At 50.8% G+C, this 16,401-nt stretch carries 19 protein-coding genes; 18 read left to right on the forward strand and 1 reads right to left on the reverse strand.

The window, feature by feature from the left end; all coding sequences use genetic code 11:
- Positions 1-173: 173 nt before the first annotated feature.
- The 12 genes from pgeF (at position 174) to PHT49_02540 (ending at position 8,621) form a co-directional block, all read left to right on the forward strand.
- On the forward strand, positions 174-1,007 hold the full coding sequence (gene pgeF / locus PHT49_02485; GenBank protein ID MDD5450749.1) for a peptidoglycan editing factor PgeF: 834 nt from the start codon (positions 174-176) through the stop codon (positions 1,005-1,007).
- Between the two features lie 53 nt (positions 1,008-1,060).
- Positions 1,061-1,834 (forward strand): dihydroorotate dehydrogenase electron transfer subunit, encoded by a 774-nt coding sequence (locus PHT49_02490; GenBank protein MDD5450750.1) that lies wholly within the window; start codon positions 1,061-1,063, stop codon positions 1,832-1,834.
- Entirely contained in the window at positions 1,831-2,754 is a 924-nt protein-coding gene (locus tag PHT49_02495) for a dihydroorotate dehydrogenase (GenBank protein MDD5450751.1), read from the forward strand. Before PHT49_02490 ends, PHT49_02495 begins: the two co-directional genes overlap by 4 nt.
- Before the next feature lie 108 nt (positions 2,755-2,862).
- Entirely contained in the window at positions 2,863-3,339 is a 477-nt protein-coding gene (locus PHT49_02500) for a DUF134 domain-containing protein (protein ID MDD5450752.1), read from the forward strand.
- A 55-nt stretch (positions 3,340-3,394) separates the two neighbouring features.
- Positions 3,395-3,757: a NifB/NifX family molybdenum-iron cluster-binding protein gene (locus tag PHT49_02505; GenBank protein MDD5450753.1), complete on the forward strand. Its 363-nt coding sequence runs from the start codon at positions 3,395-3,397 to the stop codon at positions 3,755-3,757.
- On the forward strand, positions 3,735-3,977 hold the full coding sequence (locus PHT49_02510) for a hypothetical protein (protein ID MDD5450754.1): 243 nt from the start codon (positions 3,735-3,737) through the stop codon (positions 3,975-3,977). Before PHT49_02505 ends, PHT49_02510 begins: the two co-directional genes overlap by 23 nt.
- A 55-nt stretch (positions 3,978-4,032) precedes the next feature.
- A complete protein-coding gene (locus PHT49_02515) occupies positions 4,033-4,884 on the forward strand; it encodes an ATP-binding protein (GenBank protein MDD5450755.1) in 852 nt (283 codons plus the stop codon).
- Positions 4,881-5,747 carry a 4Fe-4S binding protein gene (locus tag PHT49_02520; protein ID MDD5450756.1) on the forward strand — a complete coding sequence of 289 codons (867 nt, stop codon included), beginning with the start codon at positions 4,881-4,883 and terminating at the stop codon, positions 5,745-5,747. Before PHT49_02515 ends, PHT49_02520 begins: the two co-directional genes overlap by 4 nt.
- 28 nt (positions 5,748-5,775) lie before the next feature.
- A complete protein-coding gene (locus PHT49_02525) occupies positions 5,776-6,108 on the forward strand; it encodes a NifB/NifX family molybdenum-iron cluster-binding protein (GenBank protein MDD5450757.1) in 333 nt (110 codons plus the stop codon).
- 99 nt (positions 6,109-6,207) lie between these two features.
- Entirely contained in the window at positions 6,208-7,422 is a 1,215-nt protein-coding gene (locus PHT49_02530) for a cation diffusion facilitator family transporter (protein ID MDD5450758.1), read from the forward strand.
- 36 nt (positions 7,423-7,458) lie between these two features.
- A complete protein-coding gene (locus tag PHT49_02535) occupies positions 7,459-7,818 on the forward strand; it encodes a CGGC domain-containing protein (protein ID MDD5450759.1) in 360 nt (119 codons plus the stop codon).
- 161 nt (positions 7,819-7,979) lie between these two features.
- The gene (locus PHT49_02540; GenBank protein ID MDD5450760.1) at positions 7,980-8,621 is read left to right on the forward strand and encodes an MBL fold metallo-hydrolase; all 642 of its coding nucleotides are present in this window, start codon (positions 7,980-7,982) and stop codon (positions 8,619-8,621) included.
- An 8-nt stretch (positions 8,622-8,629) separates the two neighbouring features.
- Here the strand turns inward: PHT49_02540 and PHT49_02545 are convergent, their stop codons facing one another.
- Positions 8,630-9,754, reverse strand: a complete 1,125-nt coding sequence (locus PHT49_02545; protein MDD5450761.1) for a radical SAM protein — start codon at positions 9,752-9,754, stop codon at positions 8,630-8,632.
- A gap of 501 nt (positions 9,755-10,255) precedes the next feature.
- Here PHT49_02545 and PHT49_02550 point away from each other — a divergent pair.
- The 6 genes from PHT49_02550 (at position 10,256) to carB (ending at position 16,369) form a co-directional block, all read left to right on the forward strand.
- Positions 10,256-10,819: a NifB/NifX family molybdenum-iron cluster-binding protein gene (locus PHT49_02550; GenBank protein MDD5450762.1), complete on the forward strand. Its 564-nt coding sequence runs from the start codon at positions 10,256-10,258 to the stop codon at positions 10,817-10,819.
- 99 nt (positions 10,820-10,918) lie between these two features.
- Positions 10,919-11,923, forward strand: a complete 1,005-nt coding sequence (locus tag PHT49_02555) for a histidinol-phosphate transaminase (protein MDD5450763.1) — start codon at positions 10,919-10,921, stop codon at positions 11,921-11,923.
- Between the two features lie 61 nt (positions 11,924-11,984).
- The gene (locus PHT49_02560; protein ID MDD5450764.1) at positions 11,985-12,386 is read left to right on the forward strand and encodes a PTS sugar transporter subunit IIA; all 402 of its coding nucleotides are present in this window, start codon (positions 11,985-11,987) and stop codon (positions 12,384-12,386) included.
- Between the two features lie 52 nt (positions 12,387-12,438).
- Complete coding sequence (locus tag PHT49_02565; protein ID MDD5450765.1) at positions 12,439-12,690, forward strand: hypothetical protein; 252 nt, start codon at positions 12,439-12,441, stop codon at positions 12,688-12,690.
- A gap of 2 nt (positions 12,691-12,692) precedes the next feature.
- On the forward strand, positions 12,693-12,965 hold the full coding sequence (locus tag PHT49_02570) for a ZIP family metal transporter (GenBank protein ID MDD5450766.1): 273 nt from the start codon (positions 12,693-12,695) through the stop codon (positions 12,963-12,965).
- A 203-nt stretch (positions 12,966-13,168) separates the two neighbouring features.
- Positions 13,169-16,369, forward strand: a complete 3,201-nt coding sequence (carB, locus tag PHT49_02575; GenBank protein MDD5450767.1) for a carbamoyl-phosphate synthase large subunit — start codon at positions 13,169-13,171, stop codon at positions 16,367-16,369.
- Positions 16,370-16,401 lie beyond the last annotated feature (32 nt).

Here is a 16,401-nt window from a genome sequence, read left to right on the forward strand (position 1 = left end):
GGGCTGGCTTTCCCCTTCCTGCTCGTCCTCGATCCGCCTGCGGCGGACTGCTCCAGCAAGTTACGCTCAGGAACAATGGCTTCCATAAACATGGGGGAAGTCCTATCTTCCCGATCAGGCAGGCTTCTTGACAGTCCCGGTGAATAACAGTATAAACGGCATCAGAGAAACGTATGAAAAAGATCAACGTCGGCCCTGTAGAATTTTACCGGTTTGACCTTCTGAGCAACTTTCCTGAAGTCACACACGCTGTATTCACCCGCCGGGGGGGAGTAAGTCCGGTTCCTTTTGACAGTTTGAACGTCAGTTATCACACCGGAGATGACGCAGCCCTGATCCGCAGGAACAGAAAAACAATAACAGCAATAATCGGCGCCACCCATCTGGTCTCGGCGCATCAAGTGCATAAGAACGGCGTCAGGATTATAGATCACCCTCCCGAGAGCGAGCATGAACCGCAGGGATTTGATGCCTTGTTCACTCATCTCACGGACGTGGCCCTAATGATAAAGCAGGCCGACTGCCAGGCCATAATCCTCTACGACCCCGGGCGTAAAGCCATCGGCAACGTGCACTGCGGCTGGCGGGGAAATGTCCTGGATATTATCGGTCACACTGTTCAGGCCATGACAGATGCCTTTGGGAGCAGGCCGCAGGACATCCTGGCCTGTATCAGCCCTTCTCTTGGTCCATGTTGCGCCGAATTTAAGAATTTTCGAGAGGAGTTTCCTCCCACACTCTGGCGATATGAGGTAGCACCCGGACATTTTGACCTTTGGGCCATAAGCCGCGACCAGTTGCTTTCAGCTGGTATTCTGCCGGAGCACGTTGAAATAGCCGGAATATGCACGAAGTGCCGCCGGGATGAGTTCTTTTCGTATCGTGGGGAAAAGATTACCGGCCGCTCGGGTACGGTAGTAGCCTTGTCTAGCAATGCCTTTTCTAGGCAGCGTCACGGGTCATTAGTTAACTTGGAAAGATCGGTCGCTTTTACCAGTGACAAATGACTATTGACTAATGACATTCACTATAGTTTATGGTACGCGGGGCCAGGAGCAAGATGGATCAAAGCACAGCCACTGTTTTAGAAAACCGGTTCGCGGCGCCCGGTGTCTATAGGCTGCGCATAGAGGCGCCAGCCCTGGCCAGGGCTGCCCGGCCCGGTCAATTCCTCATGCTACGTGTTGGACAGACCCTGGACCCGCTCCTTCGCCGCCCCTTTTCCATACATGCCGTTCATGGTTCCATGACTGTGGATATTCTCTACCGCGTAGTGGGCAAAGGTACGAATATGCTTACTACTCTCAGAAGCGGCGAAGGCCTGGATATTGTGGGCCCTCTCGGCTGTGGTTTTTCCTGGCGAGAGGAGTCCCCGTCCCTTCTTGTGGCCGGCGGTATGGGTATTGCCCCCCTGTTTTTTCTTGCCCAAATCATCGCCCAAAATGGCGCAGGAGACAAGACTTCTGCACTCATCGGCGCCCGAAACAAAACAGAGCTCCTTTGTGCGGAAGAGCTAAGGACTATGGGGCTTCAGGTGGAGGTGGTTACTGAAGACGGCTCTGCAGGAAAAAGAGGGCTGGTCACGGATTTGATTACAAACAGAGTTGCCGCCTCAAGGCCCGTTATTTATAGCTGCGGCCCCTATCCCATGCTCCATGCCGTCGCATCTCTGGCTATGCAGTACGGCCTTTCCTGTCAAGTCTCCTTAGAGAGCTTTATGGCCTGCGGACTTGGCGCCTGCTTGGGCTGCGTGGCCGAGATGAGAAGCGGCGATTTAGTCCGGGTCTGTAAGGAAGGCCCGGTCTTTGATGCTTATGAGGTGGCCTGGAAATGAAAAAGACGAGACCTGACCTTTCCATCCGGATCGGCCTCCTTAGACTGCAAAACCCGGTGCTTACTGCCTCGGGCACCTTTGGTTATGGCCAGGAATATGCCGGCCTGCTTGATCTTAACCGTCTGGGCGGGATAATCGTCAAAGGTCTTTCTCTTAACCCTCGTCCGGGGAATATGCCGCCGCGTACTGTAGAGACCCCCTGCGGCCTGCTGAACGCTATCGGCCTGCAAAATGTAGGGGTAGAAAATTTCATCGCAGACAAGCTTCCATTTTTACGCAATCTCTCTGTTCCGGTCATCGTCAACATCCTGGGACAAGACATCAAAGAATATCGAAAACTGGCGGAAAGGCTGAGCAACGTCGAGGGCATAGCGGCCCTGGAGGTCAATATCTCCTGCCCCAACGTGAAGAAAGGCGGCGTGGTCTTTGGGACAGACTACAAGGCCGCAGCGCGGGTTGCCAGGGCAGTCCGTGCGGCAACGCGGCTTCCAATAATTATCAAACTCAGCCCTAATGTGACGGACGTCGTGAGCATAGCCCGCGCCGTGGAAGAGGCCGGGGCAGATTCCATCTCCCTCATCAACACCCTCACGGGCATGGCTATTGATGTTGAGGCAAGACGCCCCAAGCTTCATAATGTCACCGGCGGCCTCTCCGGGCCGGCCATTAAACCCATTGCCCTGCGTATGGTCTGGCAGGTAGCCGGTGCGGTGAATATCCCGGTAATCGGTTGCGGCGGCATTATGACCGCAGCTGATGCCCTGGAGTTCCTCATTGCCGGGGCCTCGGCCGTCCAGGTCGGAACGGCCAACTTTGTCAACCCCAAGGCTACTATGGAGATTATCTCCGGGATAGAAGAATACCTGGTCAGACATAATCTTAAAGACATAAAATCTTTGGTGGGCAGCCTGATACTATAGATTTCTTGATTTTTTATGGGGTCATCGACTTTCCCCTGCCAATTTCCTTGACAGGGGAATTTTTTGTGCTATATTATTGGCATATGCTAATAATTAAAAGAGACAATCATGCCGCGACCTTTTAAATGCAGACGGGTTTGCGGTCTTCCCCGCGCAGCCTACTTCAAGCCTGCGGGAGTTCCAGTATTTGCCCTGGAACAAGTCAACCTTACGGTGGATGAATTTGAGGCTATCCGGTTGGCTGATTTAGAGGGGTTGTATCAGGAAGAGGCCGCTAAGCGGATGGATATTTCGCGGCAGACCTTCGGCAATATCATCGAATCTGCCCACAAGAAGATCGCGGATGCAATCGTTAATGCCAAGGCGCTACAGATCGAAGGCGGGGCGGTTCAGATGATGCAAAGACGTTTCTTATGTTCGGACTGCACAAACGAATGGGCTATTACTGATGATACCGATGTGGCGGTTGAGTGCCCGAAGTGCCGGAGTAAAAATATTCTCAAGGCGCTCTGGGATCATGATTGGACAGACGGCGGAGGGCTGGGCAGAGGACGGGGCAGGTGCCGCCGGAGAGGCGGGGTATGAAGGTATGCAATTTCAACTATAAATAATGATAAATAGGAAGAGGAGGTGAACGGGCGTGAAGATAGCGATTAGTGCAAAAGGTAAGGGGTTAGATGATGAGATTGACCCGCGGTTTGGCAGGGCGGCATATTTTATTATAGTTGACCCCGAAACCATGGAATTTAAGGCTGTGGATAACACGCAAAATATCGAAGCCATGCAGGGCGCCGGCATTCAGGCCGCGCGGACTATAGCGGAAGAAGGGGCCGGCGTGCTCATCACGGGCCATTGCGGGCCGAAGGCCTTTGTGACCTTGCAGGCAGCGAAGATAAACATGGCGGTTAATGTGACAGGAACAGTTCGAGAGGCGGTCGAGAAATTCAAGAGAGGCGAAATTTCATATGCAGCCAGTCCCAATGTCGAAGGACACTGGCGCTAAAGGAGGTAAGATATGCCTATGGGAGATGGAACCGGACCGGCAGGAAAAGGGCCGGGCACAGGAAGAGGTTCGGGTCGGGGCGGCGGCCGTGGCCGGGGCGGTGGTTTGGGTCTGGGGTCAGGCGGAGAGTGCGTTTGCCCGAGCTGCGGGCGGACGGCCCCCCATCAGCGGGGCGTCCCCTGTAACACTATTAAGTGCCCGAGTTGCGGCAGCCAAATGACAAGGAAATCTTAAAAGGCTGGTAGGCCGAAAAAAGAAAGGAGTAAGTACCTAAGATGGTAATTACTATAGCCAGCGGCAAAGGTGGCACAGGGAAGACGACGGTGGGTGTGAATATGGCTGTGTCATTGGATAAAGCGGTAAGGTTTTTGGACTGCGATGTGGAAGAGCCTAATGCTCATCTATTTTTAAAGGCAGTTATCAACGAACAGACTGTAGTTGATACCTTTGTCCCGGAGGTAGATTTTACCAAGTGCACCTATTGCGGAAAGTGCGGCGAGATCTGTCAATTCAATGCCATTGCCGTGCTAAAAGACTATGTGCTCACCTTCCCTGAGCTGTGTCACAGTTGCCGCGGCTGCCTCCAGGTCTGCCCGGAGAAGGCGGTGCAGGAATCAAGCCGGGAACTGGGCATTATTGAACAGGGCCGGGCAGGCCACGTGGAATTTATCCATGGCCGCCTGCGCATCGGGGAGGCCATGTCTCCGCCCCTGATCAGGGCAGTTAAAGAGAGGATAGATAAGGGGCAAATAAATATTATTGATGCCCCGCCCGGTACATCCTGCCCCGTGATTGCCGCCTTAAAGGGCGCTGATTTCGCCCTGTTGGTGACAGAGCCTACGCCTTTCGGCCTGAATGATCTTATATTGGCAGTAGAGGCCGTGCGGGCGCTCAAGATGCCTCTTGGGGTGGTGCTGAATCGTGCGGGTAATGGTGATAGTGGTGTGCAATCATATCTGGCCAGAGAAAATATCCCCCTTCTCCTGGAAATACCCATGGATCGAAAGATTGCAGAGGCCTATTCACGGGGTCAGATGATAGTGGATGTCATGCCGGAATGGAAAGAAAAATTCAGGGGATTGTACCAAAAAATAGAGGGCATAGTTAACAGGCAGGGGGACACATGAAGGAACTGACTGTAATCAGCGGCAAGGGCGGGACCGGGAAGACCAGCCTGGTAGCGGCCTTCGCCGGCCTGGCCGAAAACAAGGTGATGGTGGACGGCGATGTGGATGCCGCGGATCTGCACCTGATCCTTAAACCGGAGATAAAAACCCATCAGGAGTTCAAGGGCGGACGGAAAGCAGTAATTAATCCTGTTTTATGCACAGCCTGCGGTCAATGCATAGAGTTATGCCAATTCAAGGCCATAAGCAGAGACTATGTGATAGATGAGTTTAGTTGCGAAGGGTGCGGGGTCTGTGTGCATTTTTGCCCGGTTGAGGCCATAGAGTTTCCGGAAAACATCTGCGGTGAATGGTTCGTCTCGGAGACCAGGTTCGGCCCCTTCGTTCATGCGAAGCTGGGCATTGCCGAGGAGAATTCCGGCAAGTTGATTACCATGATAAGGCGCCAGGCCGAGAAATTGGCCGAAGAGCGTAACCTGGGCCTGATCCTCATAGACGGACCTCCGGGTATCGGCTGTCCGGTCATTGCCGCCACCACCGGGGCCTCAGCGGTGCTGGTTGTCACCGAACCGACCGTTTCCGGTGTGCACGATCTGGAGCGCGTAGGCGATCTGGTCAGACATTTTAAAATTCCAGCCATGGTCTGTATCAACAAGTTCGACATTAATTTGGATGTGGCGGATCGTATTGAGAAGTATTGTGTTCAGGAGGGCTTTGAACTCGTGGGCAAAATTCCCTACGACCCGATTTTTACAGAGGCGATGATAGCAGAAAAGACGATTATCGAGTACTCCCCAAACGGGCTTTCGGAGATGGTTCGTGGAATGTGGGGAAGGATAATAAATAGGATGAAAACTATCTAAAAATTTTTAGGTCTTGGAGGTATGAAGTATGAAAATAGCATTGCCGGTTGTTGACAATAAGCTTTGCAACCATTTCGGTCACTGTGAAAAATTTGCCATTCTGGATATCCAGGATAACAAGATTGCAAACAAGGCATTGGTCATCCCGCCGCCCCATGAGCCGGGCGTGTTGCCCAGATGGCTGGGGGAAATGGGCGTTAACGTCATTATCGCCGGCGGCATGGGGCAGAGAGCCTTAACGCTGTTTACCGAAAGGGGGATTAAGGTCATCACCGGCGCGCCCGCTTCATCCCCGGAAGAGCTGGTACAGCAGTACTTAAGCAATAGCCTTGTGTCCGGCCTGAATGTGTGTGATCATTAAATACATCTCCCTTGTCCCCTCTTTCTCAAAGAGGGGACTAACAATATCCCCCCCTTGAAAGGGGGAATAGGGGGAATTTAAAAAGATTTTCTAGGTAGCATGCATGAAGAGGGGAGCGGCGCTATCGCCCGGACAATGAGGTTTGAAAAGAGCGAAAAATTAGCCTGTTACTCTATTGTCCTTAGCGTCTTTCTGGTAGGTTTCAAGTATTTGCTGGGGACCCTTTCCGGTAGTATGGCCCTGATCGCGGACGCGGTCCATTCTTTTGCCGACGTTATTTCTTCGGTTGCTGTTTTTATTGGTATTCGGCTATCAAAGCGTAAATCCCGTGCCTTTCCTTACGGCCTTTATAAGGTCGAAAATCTGATCTCGCTGGTCATCTCCCTGCTTATTTTCGGGGCCGGGGTTGAGGTCGTAAAAACGTCCATAACGCGGGAGAGGGAGCTGATACTTACCCATGTGCCTTTGTCTATAGGGAGCTACCTGTTTATCATGACTGCCATCTATGCCTTCTCCCGTTATGAGCTTCGTCAGGGAGAAGAAACAGGATCTCCCAGTCTGATAGCGGACGCCCAGCAGCTCAAGGCAGATTTGTTTTCATATCTGGTCATTATTGGTGGTCTCATAGGAAGTTACTTTTACCTTTCTCTGGACCGGATTATGACAGTTATAGTCGCTTTTTTTATAGGACGTTCAGGATGGCGTATCTTTGTAGATGCCATCCGGGTCCTGCTGGATGCTTCGGTGGACCTTACCACATTGGACAGAGTGAAAACCATTACGTCGCAAGATCCTCATGTTCGGGAGATAAAGGAACTTCGGGGCCGAAGCTCCGGACGCTACAAATTCATCGAGATGGTTCTAACGCTAAAGGTTCGCAGTCTGGGGAAAGCGCACTATATTAGCAAAAACATCAAGACCAGGATTAAAGAAAGCATCCCGCAGGTGGACCGGATTCTCATACATTACGAGCCGGAGAAGAAGGACACGGTCACCTATGCCATACCTCTGGAGAAAGATAGGGCCTCGATATGCGCTCATTTCGGCAGTTCACCCTTTTTTGCATTGATTACCGCAAAAGATAACGATATTTTTAATGAAGAGATAGTGTCTAATCCTTACTCCCAGGAAGAAAAGAGGAAGGGGATAATGACCAGCAAGTGGCTTATTCAAAAGGGGGTGGATGTTGTGTTAAGTAAAAGCAGCATGGAGGGCAAGGGGGCCGGATATCCCCTGACCGATGCAGGAGTAGAGATAAAGACCGTGCCTTATGAGAGGATAGAGGAAGTAGTAAATTTTATCACGCATCTTTGAGCAGATGAGTAACTTTTAAAAGAGGAGGGAGAAAAAATGGCAAAAATAGCGATTCTTTCTTGTAAGAAAATCAAAGACGTCACCTGCGTATCGTGTATTAAGTGTTTCAAGGCCATGCAGGCCAGAGAAGGAGAATTTGCGCGCTACAAGGACGAAGAATTGGATATAGTGGCCATGGGTGATTGCGGAGACTGTCCGGGACTGGCTATGCCCAAGTTAGCCCTCATCAGTGATGTGGCCAAACAATATGGGCGTGACTTTGATACCGTACACTTAGGGACTTGTATAGTAAAAGCCACGACCACCGCTGCCTGCCCTATAAATATCGACCGTCTCAAGGAGATGATCGAAAAGAAAATGAACAAAAAGGTGGTGGTCGGCACCCACAATTATTAAATCGGGCCGCTTTATTACTCCGGCAGGCAAATACATAAAAAATGTCATGCCGGATCCCCAATCAAGTTGAGGACAGGCTTGATCCGGCATCCAGTTCCTTGCTGGATTCCCGCTTTCGCGGGAATGACAGTATTTGGGTATTTAATTGCTGGAGTAATAGTATGAAGATCATCATTGTTTATGATAACGAAGCCTTGCGGGAAGGCCTCAAAGCTGACTGGGGCTTCTCCTGCCTCATAGAACCAGAAAATGGCCAGCGGATTCTCTTCGACACCGGGGCGAGCGGCTCGATTCTTCTCCATAATCTGGAAAGGCTCAACATCGACCCTTGCGCAATTCCCGAGGTCTTCATTTCCCACGCCCACTGGGACCATACCGGGGGACTTTTGGATTTGCTTAAGCTCAATAAAGAAGTCAAGGTTTACATTCCCAATTCCTGTCCTAAGCCTCCTGGTGCGGGTAAGGTGATCAGCATTACAGGCCCTGTTCAAATCCATGAAAACGTATTTTCCACTGGTGAGCTCGAAGGCATAGAGCAATCTCTTGTGGTCAGGGCCAGAGAGGGTCTGGTCGTGGTTACCGGCTGCTCCCACCCCGGTGTGAGAGCCATCCTTCAGGCCGCATCAAGCTTCGGAAAGGTCGATGCCCTCATTGGAGGTCTGCATGGGTTCAGAGAATTCGATCTCATTAGGGATCTAAAACTGGTTTGTCCTTGTCACTGTACTCAGTTTAAGTCGGAAATAAGGCGTCTCTATCCTGAGAAATCTCTTGACTGTGGGGCGGGCAAGGTTTTGGAAATTTAAATTGATGCTCAGATGCCATACGCCTTATAACAGGTACGGCATCCTGCCGGCAGAGGATTTCGGGACAGACCGTTTTTCAGTATCTTTTCAGCCTCCTCCAGTTCATGCCGGTCTGTTGTAAAAGGGCCCATATGGCCATAAGTCTTTTCGAATACATCGAGCCTGTTTTGATAAACTTTTCTGAATTCCGTATATTCGGGGCTGTTCCATATTTCTATAAAGTCTTTCTTGGCCACATTACCAAAGCATATCCTCGGTATCTCGTGATATGAGCCGCAGAAGATTTCGGGTATTGACCCCGACTTGGGCAGGTTGAGATACACGCAAGGCGAGACACTGCCGTCATGAGAAAAAAACACGATCTGCAAGGGATTGAGTTCACACATGATGACCTCTTCCATCTCGAGTGGGTAACAGCGAAAGGGTAGCTTTATTCCCCGCGCTTCTTTTTCTGCTTCTTCCAAGATTCTTTGCAATCTGCTATCAGTCCCGTGGCAGGAAAAGACTTTTAGATCGTATTGGACTTCAGTTGGGCAATAGTCAAGGTTGTTGGCTACCAGTTCGTTTACGCCTATTTCTCGCGCCAGACGCACGGCATCCGGCAGTTCTTCGATATTTGTCTTGGTCATCAGGTAGGAGAATACCACCTTTGGGGTCTTTGATTTTAGTTTTGCCTTAAGCTGAACGAGGATTTTTACGTTAGCAAGCAGGGTATCAAAATGCGAGCCGCACCGTATCGCCTCGTGAGCGCCTTTTGATGCCCCGGCCAAAGAGATGGCAATTATGTCCAGACCTTCCTTGATCAGTGTTTCTGATCTGTCAGGGGTTAGAAGGACCCCATTTGTGGTCAGACTCACCTGGCAACCCTTGGCCCTGGCGATACGAATCATGGCAAGTAATTCGGGGTAGAGGAGTGGCTCCCCCCAACCCTGGAGGTGAACATCCCTGGTGAGGTGAAAGTATCTGCTTATCTTTTCAAAGACAGGAAGAGGCATATCGCCCGCTACCCATTCATCCTGGAAAGCAGTTTTCGGGCACATTACACACTTAAGCTGACACCTGGAGGTGGGCTCTATCTGAAAAGACAGAAAGGGTCTTTTCCGGGTTTTAAACTTTGCAAGATAGCTTCTCATAAGACCAGACACAATAGTCTTCACAGCTACATTCTCTTTTAACCCTTATAGGATAAAAACACAATTTTGGTTTCACTTTAGTCTTTTGAAAATGCCGCGAAACCCAGGACCAGATCATTATGCTAAGGCTTACAAGTGAAGACACAAAATTATTGCGAAGGATAACCAAAGCCAATGCTGCCAGAATGCACCCGCTTCCTGGTCCATTATTTCACTTTCTCCGTTGGGGACTTGCCTTTTCAAGATTGTATGCGATGTTCGCTGTATGTCCTTTTTGCGGGCGGGTTGGTTGCCCGGTTGGAGCCGGTAGCGCTGGTTTGGTGGGTGGATTCTTTGCTTTATGTATGCAGACCTGGAAGACACCAAAGCGCACTTTACTAAATAAGTCTGACATCACGCATTGATCAAGGAACCTATGGGTCAGAAAGGTTATATTAAATTTATTTGAAGGCATGATAGGATTAACATATTGATCCAATAATTTCGCACTGGAGGGGAAATATGAGGATTGCGGTATCAGCAAACCAGCCGAGTCTGGACGGTGAGATAGACCCCCGTTTTGGAAGATGCCAATATTTCGTTATCGTTGATCCGGAAACCATGGAGTTTGAGGTGGTTGAGAACCCTAACGCTGGGGCAAGCGGAGGAGCCGGGATTATGACGGCTCAGCTTATCGCCGGCACACAGGTTCAGGCGATAATTACGGGAAGTATCGGTCCTAATGCCAGCCGGGTGTTGTCGGCAGCAGCAGGGATTCAAATGGTTACCGGAGTTACGGGCAAAATCGATGATGCTATCGAAGCATATAAGTCCGGCCGAATTGAGATAAGCCCGCAGCCTGGGATAGGTAGAGGCATGGGGATGGGTATGGCTGGAGGCCGGGGAATGGGTCGAGGTCCAGGTTTTTCGCCGGGGATGGCTCGCGGACGAAGGCCAGAGACCGGTTCTGCCTACCAGCTAAGCCCTGGAGAGGAAATCTCCGACCTCAAACACCGGGTCCAAGCGCTAGCTGAGGAGCTAGCCGAAATCCAGCGTCGCATTAAAGACCTGGAGAAGAAAGATTAAGAAAAAATCTTGAACAGGCTCCGATATGAAGATGATCGTCGGCTATGATAAGGAAGCCCCTAAAAAGGACGTTAAGGCTGACATGCTGGGTAAGACCTTATGAAGAAAAGCAGGCTGGAAAAAGGAGGGTTTCCTCTTGAGGGTATAAATTTGGCCCTCTGCGAAAACCCTCTTCCCCCCATAGATGAAGCCATAGAGGCGGCCAGGAAAGAGATCCGTCTGGGCAATCACTATACAGAACCCTATTCATGGAAGCTGAAAGAGAGAATATCAGACTATGTCAAGGTTCCTGTGGAAAATATCCACATAAATGCAGGCTCTGAACTTATACTCCGCCAATTGTTTTTACTTTATGGCCAGAGGGCGCATTTAATCTCTCCTACCTATTATCTTTTCGAGGAAATTGCAGAGAAAAAGACTTGTACTTTTTTGGCTGAAAAGGAAGATTTCCTTTTTAATATGAAAGGCCTTGAAATACCGAAAGATACAACTGTGGCAGTAATCGTTAACCCGAATAATCCTACCGGCACCGTCTTTAATATAAAGGAGAATCTTTCGCTTATCGAAAGACATCCTGATACCATGTTCTTAATCGATGAGGCATTCATTGAGTTCGGAAGCAACACAGCGGCAGATCTGATTTTTGAATACAAAAATGTTATTGTAACTCGTACGTTCTCAAAGGCATTTAGTTTGGCAGGTTTTAGGGTAGGCTATGCCATCGCAGATAACGAATTGATACGCTGTCTGAATAATCATAATGATGCCTATCCGCTGGCAAGGACTGCCGAGGCTGCGGCAATGGCATCTCTTGAACATTTGGATAAAATTGATGCCAGAGTTGTAATGCTGAAAGACCTGACCAAGGATTTTACAAAATCATTACAGAATTTAGGCATTACGACGTACCCTACAGAGACCTATTTTTTTCTGGGCAAGATTCCTCATATGAGCGCAGATGAATTTGCCAAGGTTTTAAGTGAAAAAAACATCCGCATAAGGCCCCTTCATCAGGAAGGGCTGGGAAATAATTTTTTAAGGTTTGCGACTTCCACCTCTGAAAATAACAGGATAGTCCTGGATACCATAAGAGAAATCTTGTGAAAGTCTGTAGCCATGAAGGTTAGCATTTTCAAGGTCGATTCTATCCCGGATTAAAATCGATATGGATGAGTTCAGTGTCATAGTGGCCACGCACGGGCATTTAGGTGAGGAAATGATCCGCGTGGCTACTCATATTATGGGCCATAAGCTGCCCGTGATGGCGGCATTTTCCGTCCCATTTTCAGCAGATAATAGTTCCGGGCTTAAGGCGGCCCTGAGAAACCAAATAGCCAGGCTTGACTGTGGAGGAGGGGTGCTCATCCTGACCGACATACTGGGGGGGACCCCTACCAATCTGGCGCGTTCCCTCCTGGATGAAGGCAGGATAGGCATCGTAACCGGTGTCAACCTCCCCATGCTGCTAAAGCTGCCTAAAATTAAAGACCTGACCTTAGAAGATGCGGTGGCAATTCTGGCCGGCCTGGCGCGGAAGACGATCCAGCCGATCAGCAGGAGCTCATGAAGATGCGGCCATACAGGCTAGCCGAGATTCTTATGCGCAGGACGCTCTAACAATGATCTTGACTTACATCATCATATTCAGTTTTGCGGGCAGTATAGGCGCCATCGCCGGGGCGTCCATTCTCATGTTGCTCGGGGATAAGGTTAAGAAGGTAATTCTTTATATTTTAAGTTATGCCATAGGTACCTTATTGGGTGCCGCCTTTCTGGGTATGCTGCCCAAGGCCATGAATATGCTCAGCCCGGTCCTTGCCTTGAGATATGTCCTAATAGGTCTCTTATTTTTTTCCTCCTCGAAAAAATAGTTATCTGGCGGCATTGTCATGATCCAGAGTGCGATGTCCACAGTGCGGCTGGTTACTTAATCCTGATCGGAGACGCCTTTCACAACTTCATGGACGGCATCGTCATTGCCACCGCTTTTATGATTTCCATACCTCTTGGAATTGGGACATCCCTGGCCGTAATAGCCCATGAAATTCCTCGGGAGGTAGGGGATGTTGCTATACTCCTGGACTCCGGGATTGCCAATACTGGGTCTTTGCCAAAAACAGATTCCACTTCTCTGATTATCTCCTAAATGGAAGGTTTTCCGGAAAGCTCTCTTAAGACGGGCAGGTTAGTGTCGAACTTTTTATTTCCGAGCCTTAGCAGCAGAAAAAGCAAAAACGTGTGTATGTTTTTAACTTGACACACGACCGGGGCTCTCCTATATTCCCGGCAGTCGGAAGCAACGCCTAATCCGTTGTTTCTTGCATACGCGATGGATTTAAAGGAGATACCATGCCAAGACGTGAGGACATCAAAAAGGTAATGATCATCGGTTCCGGGCCTATTGTCATCGGTCAGGCCTGTGAATTTGATTATTCCGGTACCCAGGCCTGCAAGGCGCTGCGCAAATTTGGTTATGAGATAGTACTGGTTAATTCCAACCCGGCTACCATCATGACCGACCCGGGCACGGCCGACTTCACCTATATTGAGCCGCTTAATCTCCAGAGTCTGGTGGAAATCATTGAGAAAGAACGGCCTGACGTCCTGCTGCCCAATCTGGGCGGCCAGACTGGTCTAAACCTCTGCTCTGAACTGGCGCATGCGGGCGTACTTGAGAAATACGGTGTAAAAGTAATCGGTGTAGAGGTAGAGGCCATCAAACGCGGCGAAGACCGGATTGCCTTCAAGGAAACCATGGACAGGCTGGGTATCGAAATGCCAAGAAGCGCACCTGCTTTCACCGTGAAGGAGGCTGAGGTCATAGCTAATGAGCTCGGCTACCCGGTGGTCATCCGTCCTGCTTACACCTTAGGGGGTACGGGAGGCGGCCTGGTCTATAATGTAGAAGAACTACGCGTTATAGTCAGCCGCGGTATATCAGCCAGTCTTGTGAGGCAGGTATTGGTAGAAGAGTCCGTCTTGGGATGGGAGGAACTGGAGCTTGAGGTAGTCCGCGATGCCAAGAACCAGATGATCACCGTCTGTTTTATCGAAAACGTGGATGCCATGGGCGTCCACACCGGAGACTCATTCTGTGTCGCCCCCATGCTCACCATCGATCCTGCCCTGCAGAAGCGCCTGCAGAAATATTCCTATGACATTGTCGAGGCCATCCGGGTTATCGGAGGGACCAATATCCAGTTTGCCCATGATCCCAAGACCGGCCGGGTGGTGGTAATCGAGATTAACCCCAGGACTTCCCGGTCTTCTGCCCTGGCCTCCAAGGCCACCGGCTTCCCCATTGCCCTCATCTCTTCCATGCTGGCCGCCGGTATCAGCCTGGATGAAATCCCTTACTGGCGGGAGGGGACGCTTGATAAATATACCCCATCCGGCGACTACGTGGTTGTGAAATTCGCACGGTGGGCCTTCGAAAAGTTTGAGGGCGTCGAAGATAAACTCGGCACCCAGATGCGGGCCGTGGGCGAAGTCATGAGCATCGGAAAGAATTACAAAGAAGCATTACAGAAGGCCATCCGTTCCCTGGAAACCAGCCGCTATGGACTTGGTTTTGCTAAGGACTTTCATAAACGTTCTCTGCCGGAACTCATGGAGACCCTGGCCGAGCCGTCCAGTGAGCGCCAGTTTATCATGTACGAGGCGCTGCGGAAGGGCGCTACAGTAGAGGATCTCTATGCCAAGACCTATATAAAACCCTGGTTTATCCGGCAGATGAAAGAACTGGTAGAGATGGAAGGGCAAATCCTGCGCTATAAGGGAAAGGACCTGCCGGAGGAACTTTTGCGACAGGCAAAAAAGGATGGATTTTCCGATCGCTACCTGTCGCAGATTCTCGGTATTCCAGAGGCAGAGATCAGGCGGCAGCGTACCCAAGCCGGGATAGTTGAGGCCTGGGACTCCCTACCCGTGAGTGGTGTGGAAAATGCGGCTTACTATTTTTCCACCTATAATGCCCCCGATAAGGTCGTGACCAGCAAAAGGCGTAAGATAATGGTCCTGGGCGGGGGACCCAACCGGATCGGCCAGGGGATTGAATTTGATTACTGCTGCGTTCATGCCGCTTTTGCCCTGCGTGACGAAGGCTATGAGTCTATCATGGTCAACTGTAATCCCGAGACCGTCTCTACGGACTACGACACCTCAGATAGGCTTTACTTTGAGCCGCTCACGGTAGAGGATGTCCTGAGTATCTATGAGAAGGAGAAACCGGAAGGGGTAATCGTACAGTTCGGCGGCCAGACTCCGCTTAACATTGCCAATGAGCTGGCCCAGGCAGGCGTTAGAATCATCGGAACCTCGCCGGAGGCCATTGATCTGGCTGAGGACCGGGACCGCTTCCGCCAGATGATGACCAAAATAGGCATACCGGAGCCTGAATCCGGCATGGCCAGCAACCCGGAAGAGGCCTTGGCCGTGGCCAAACAGATCGGCTATCCGCTGATGGTGCGGCCATCCTATGTCCTGGGCGGACGCGCCATGCAGGTGATCCACGACGAGGAGATGCTCACCCATTATGTTTCCGCGGCCGTAGATATTTCACCAGAGCGGCCCATTTTGATTGATAAGTTTCTGGAAAATGCTATCGAGGTCGAGGCAGACGCCATCGCTGATGGCTCAAACGCCTTTGTCCCCGCGGTTATGGAACACATCGAGCTGGCTGGTATTCACTCCGGCGACTCCGCCTGCGTGATTCCACCTATCAGCATACCAGCCAAACACCTCGACACCATCTACGAATATACAAGAAGAATAGCCCTGGAGCTTCGGGTGGTCGGTCTGATGAATATCCAGTACGCCATAGCCAATGATACCGTTTACGTTCTGGAGGCGAACCCGCGGGCCTCCCGGACCGTTCCTCTGGTCTCAAAGGTATGCAACATTTCCATGGTGCGCCTGGCCACCCAGATACTTCTGGGTAAAAAACTTTCCGATTTGAATCTCAAGCGGCAGTCGATTCCGCATTACGGCGTCAAGGAAGCAGTCTTTCCGTTTAACATGTTCCCTGAGGTTGACCCGCTACTTGGTCCGGAAATGCGGTCCACCGGAGAGGTATTGGGACTGGCGGACTCTTTTGGGCTCGCCTTTTACAAGGCCCAGGAGGCCGCCCAGCAGTTGCTGCCTTCCGAGGGAACCGTCTTGATTACCGTCTCTGAAAACGATCGGCCGGCAGTGCTGGAGGTGGCCCGCCAGTTTAGCAAGCTTGGGTTCAGGATCAGAGCTACCGCCGGAACCCAGTCCTTTTTAGCCGCGAAGGGAATCCAATCCGAGCCTATCAATAAGATGCATGAAGGACGTCCCAACATCGTTGATACTATTAAGAACGAAGAGATCCAGCTAGTGATCAACACCCCTAGCGGCAAGCTGAGCAAACACGACGACTCCTATATTCGTAAGGCCGCCATAAAGTACAAGGTGCCCTACATTACTACTCTGGCCGCAGCTCTGGCCGCAGCCAGAGGGATTGCCAAGCGCCGGAAGGGTCACGGCCAGGTGCGGTCTCTGCAGAGCTACCATGCAGAAATTTCATAGACGTGTCACATGACGACTCAAAAAATCCGGGC

Source organism: Desulfovibrionales bacterium, assembly GCA_028715605.1.
Classification (GTDB): Bacteria; Desulfobacterota; QYQD01; order QYQD01; family QYQD01; genus QYQD01.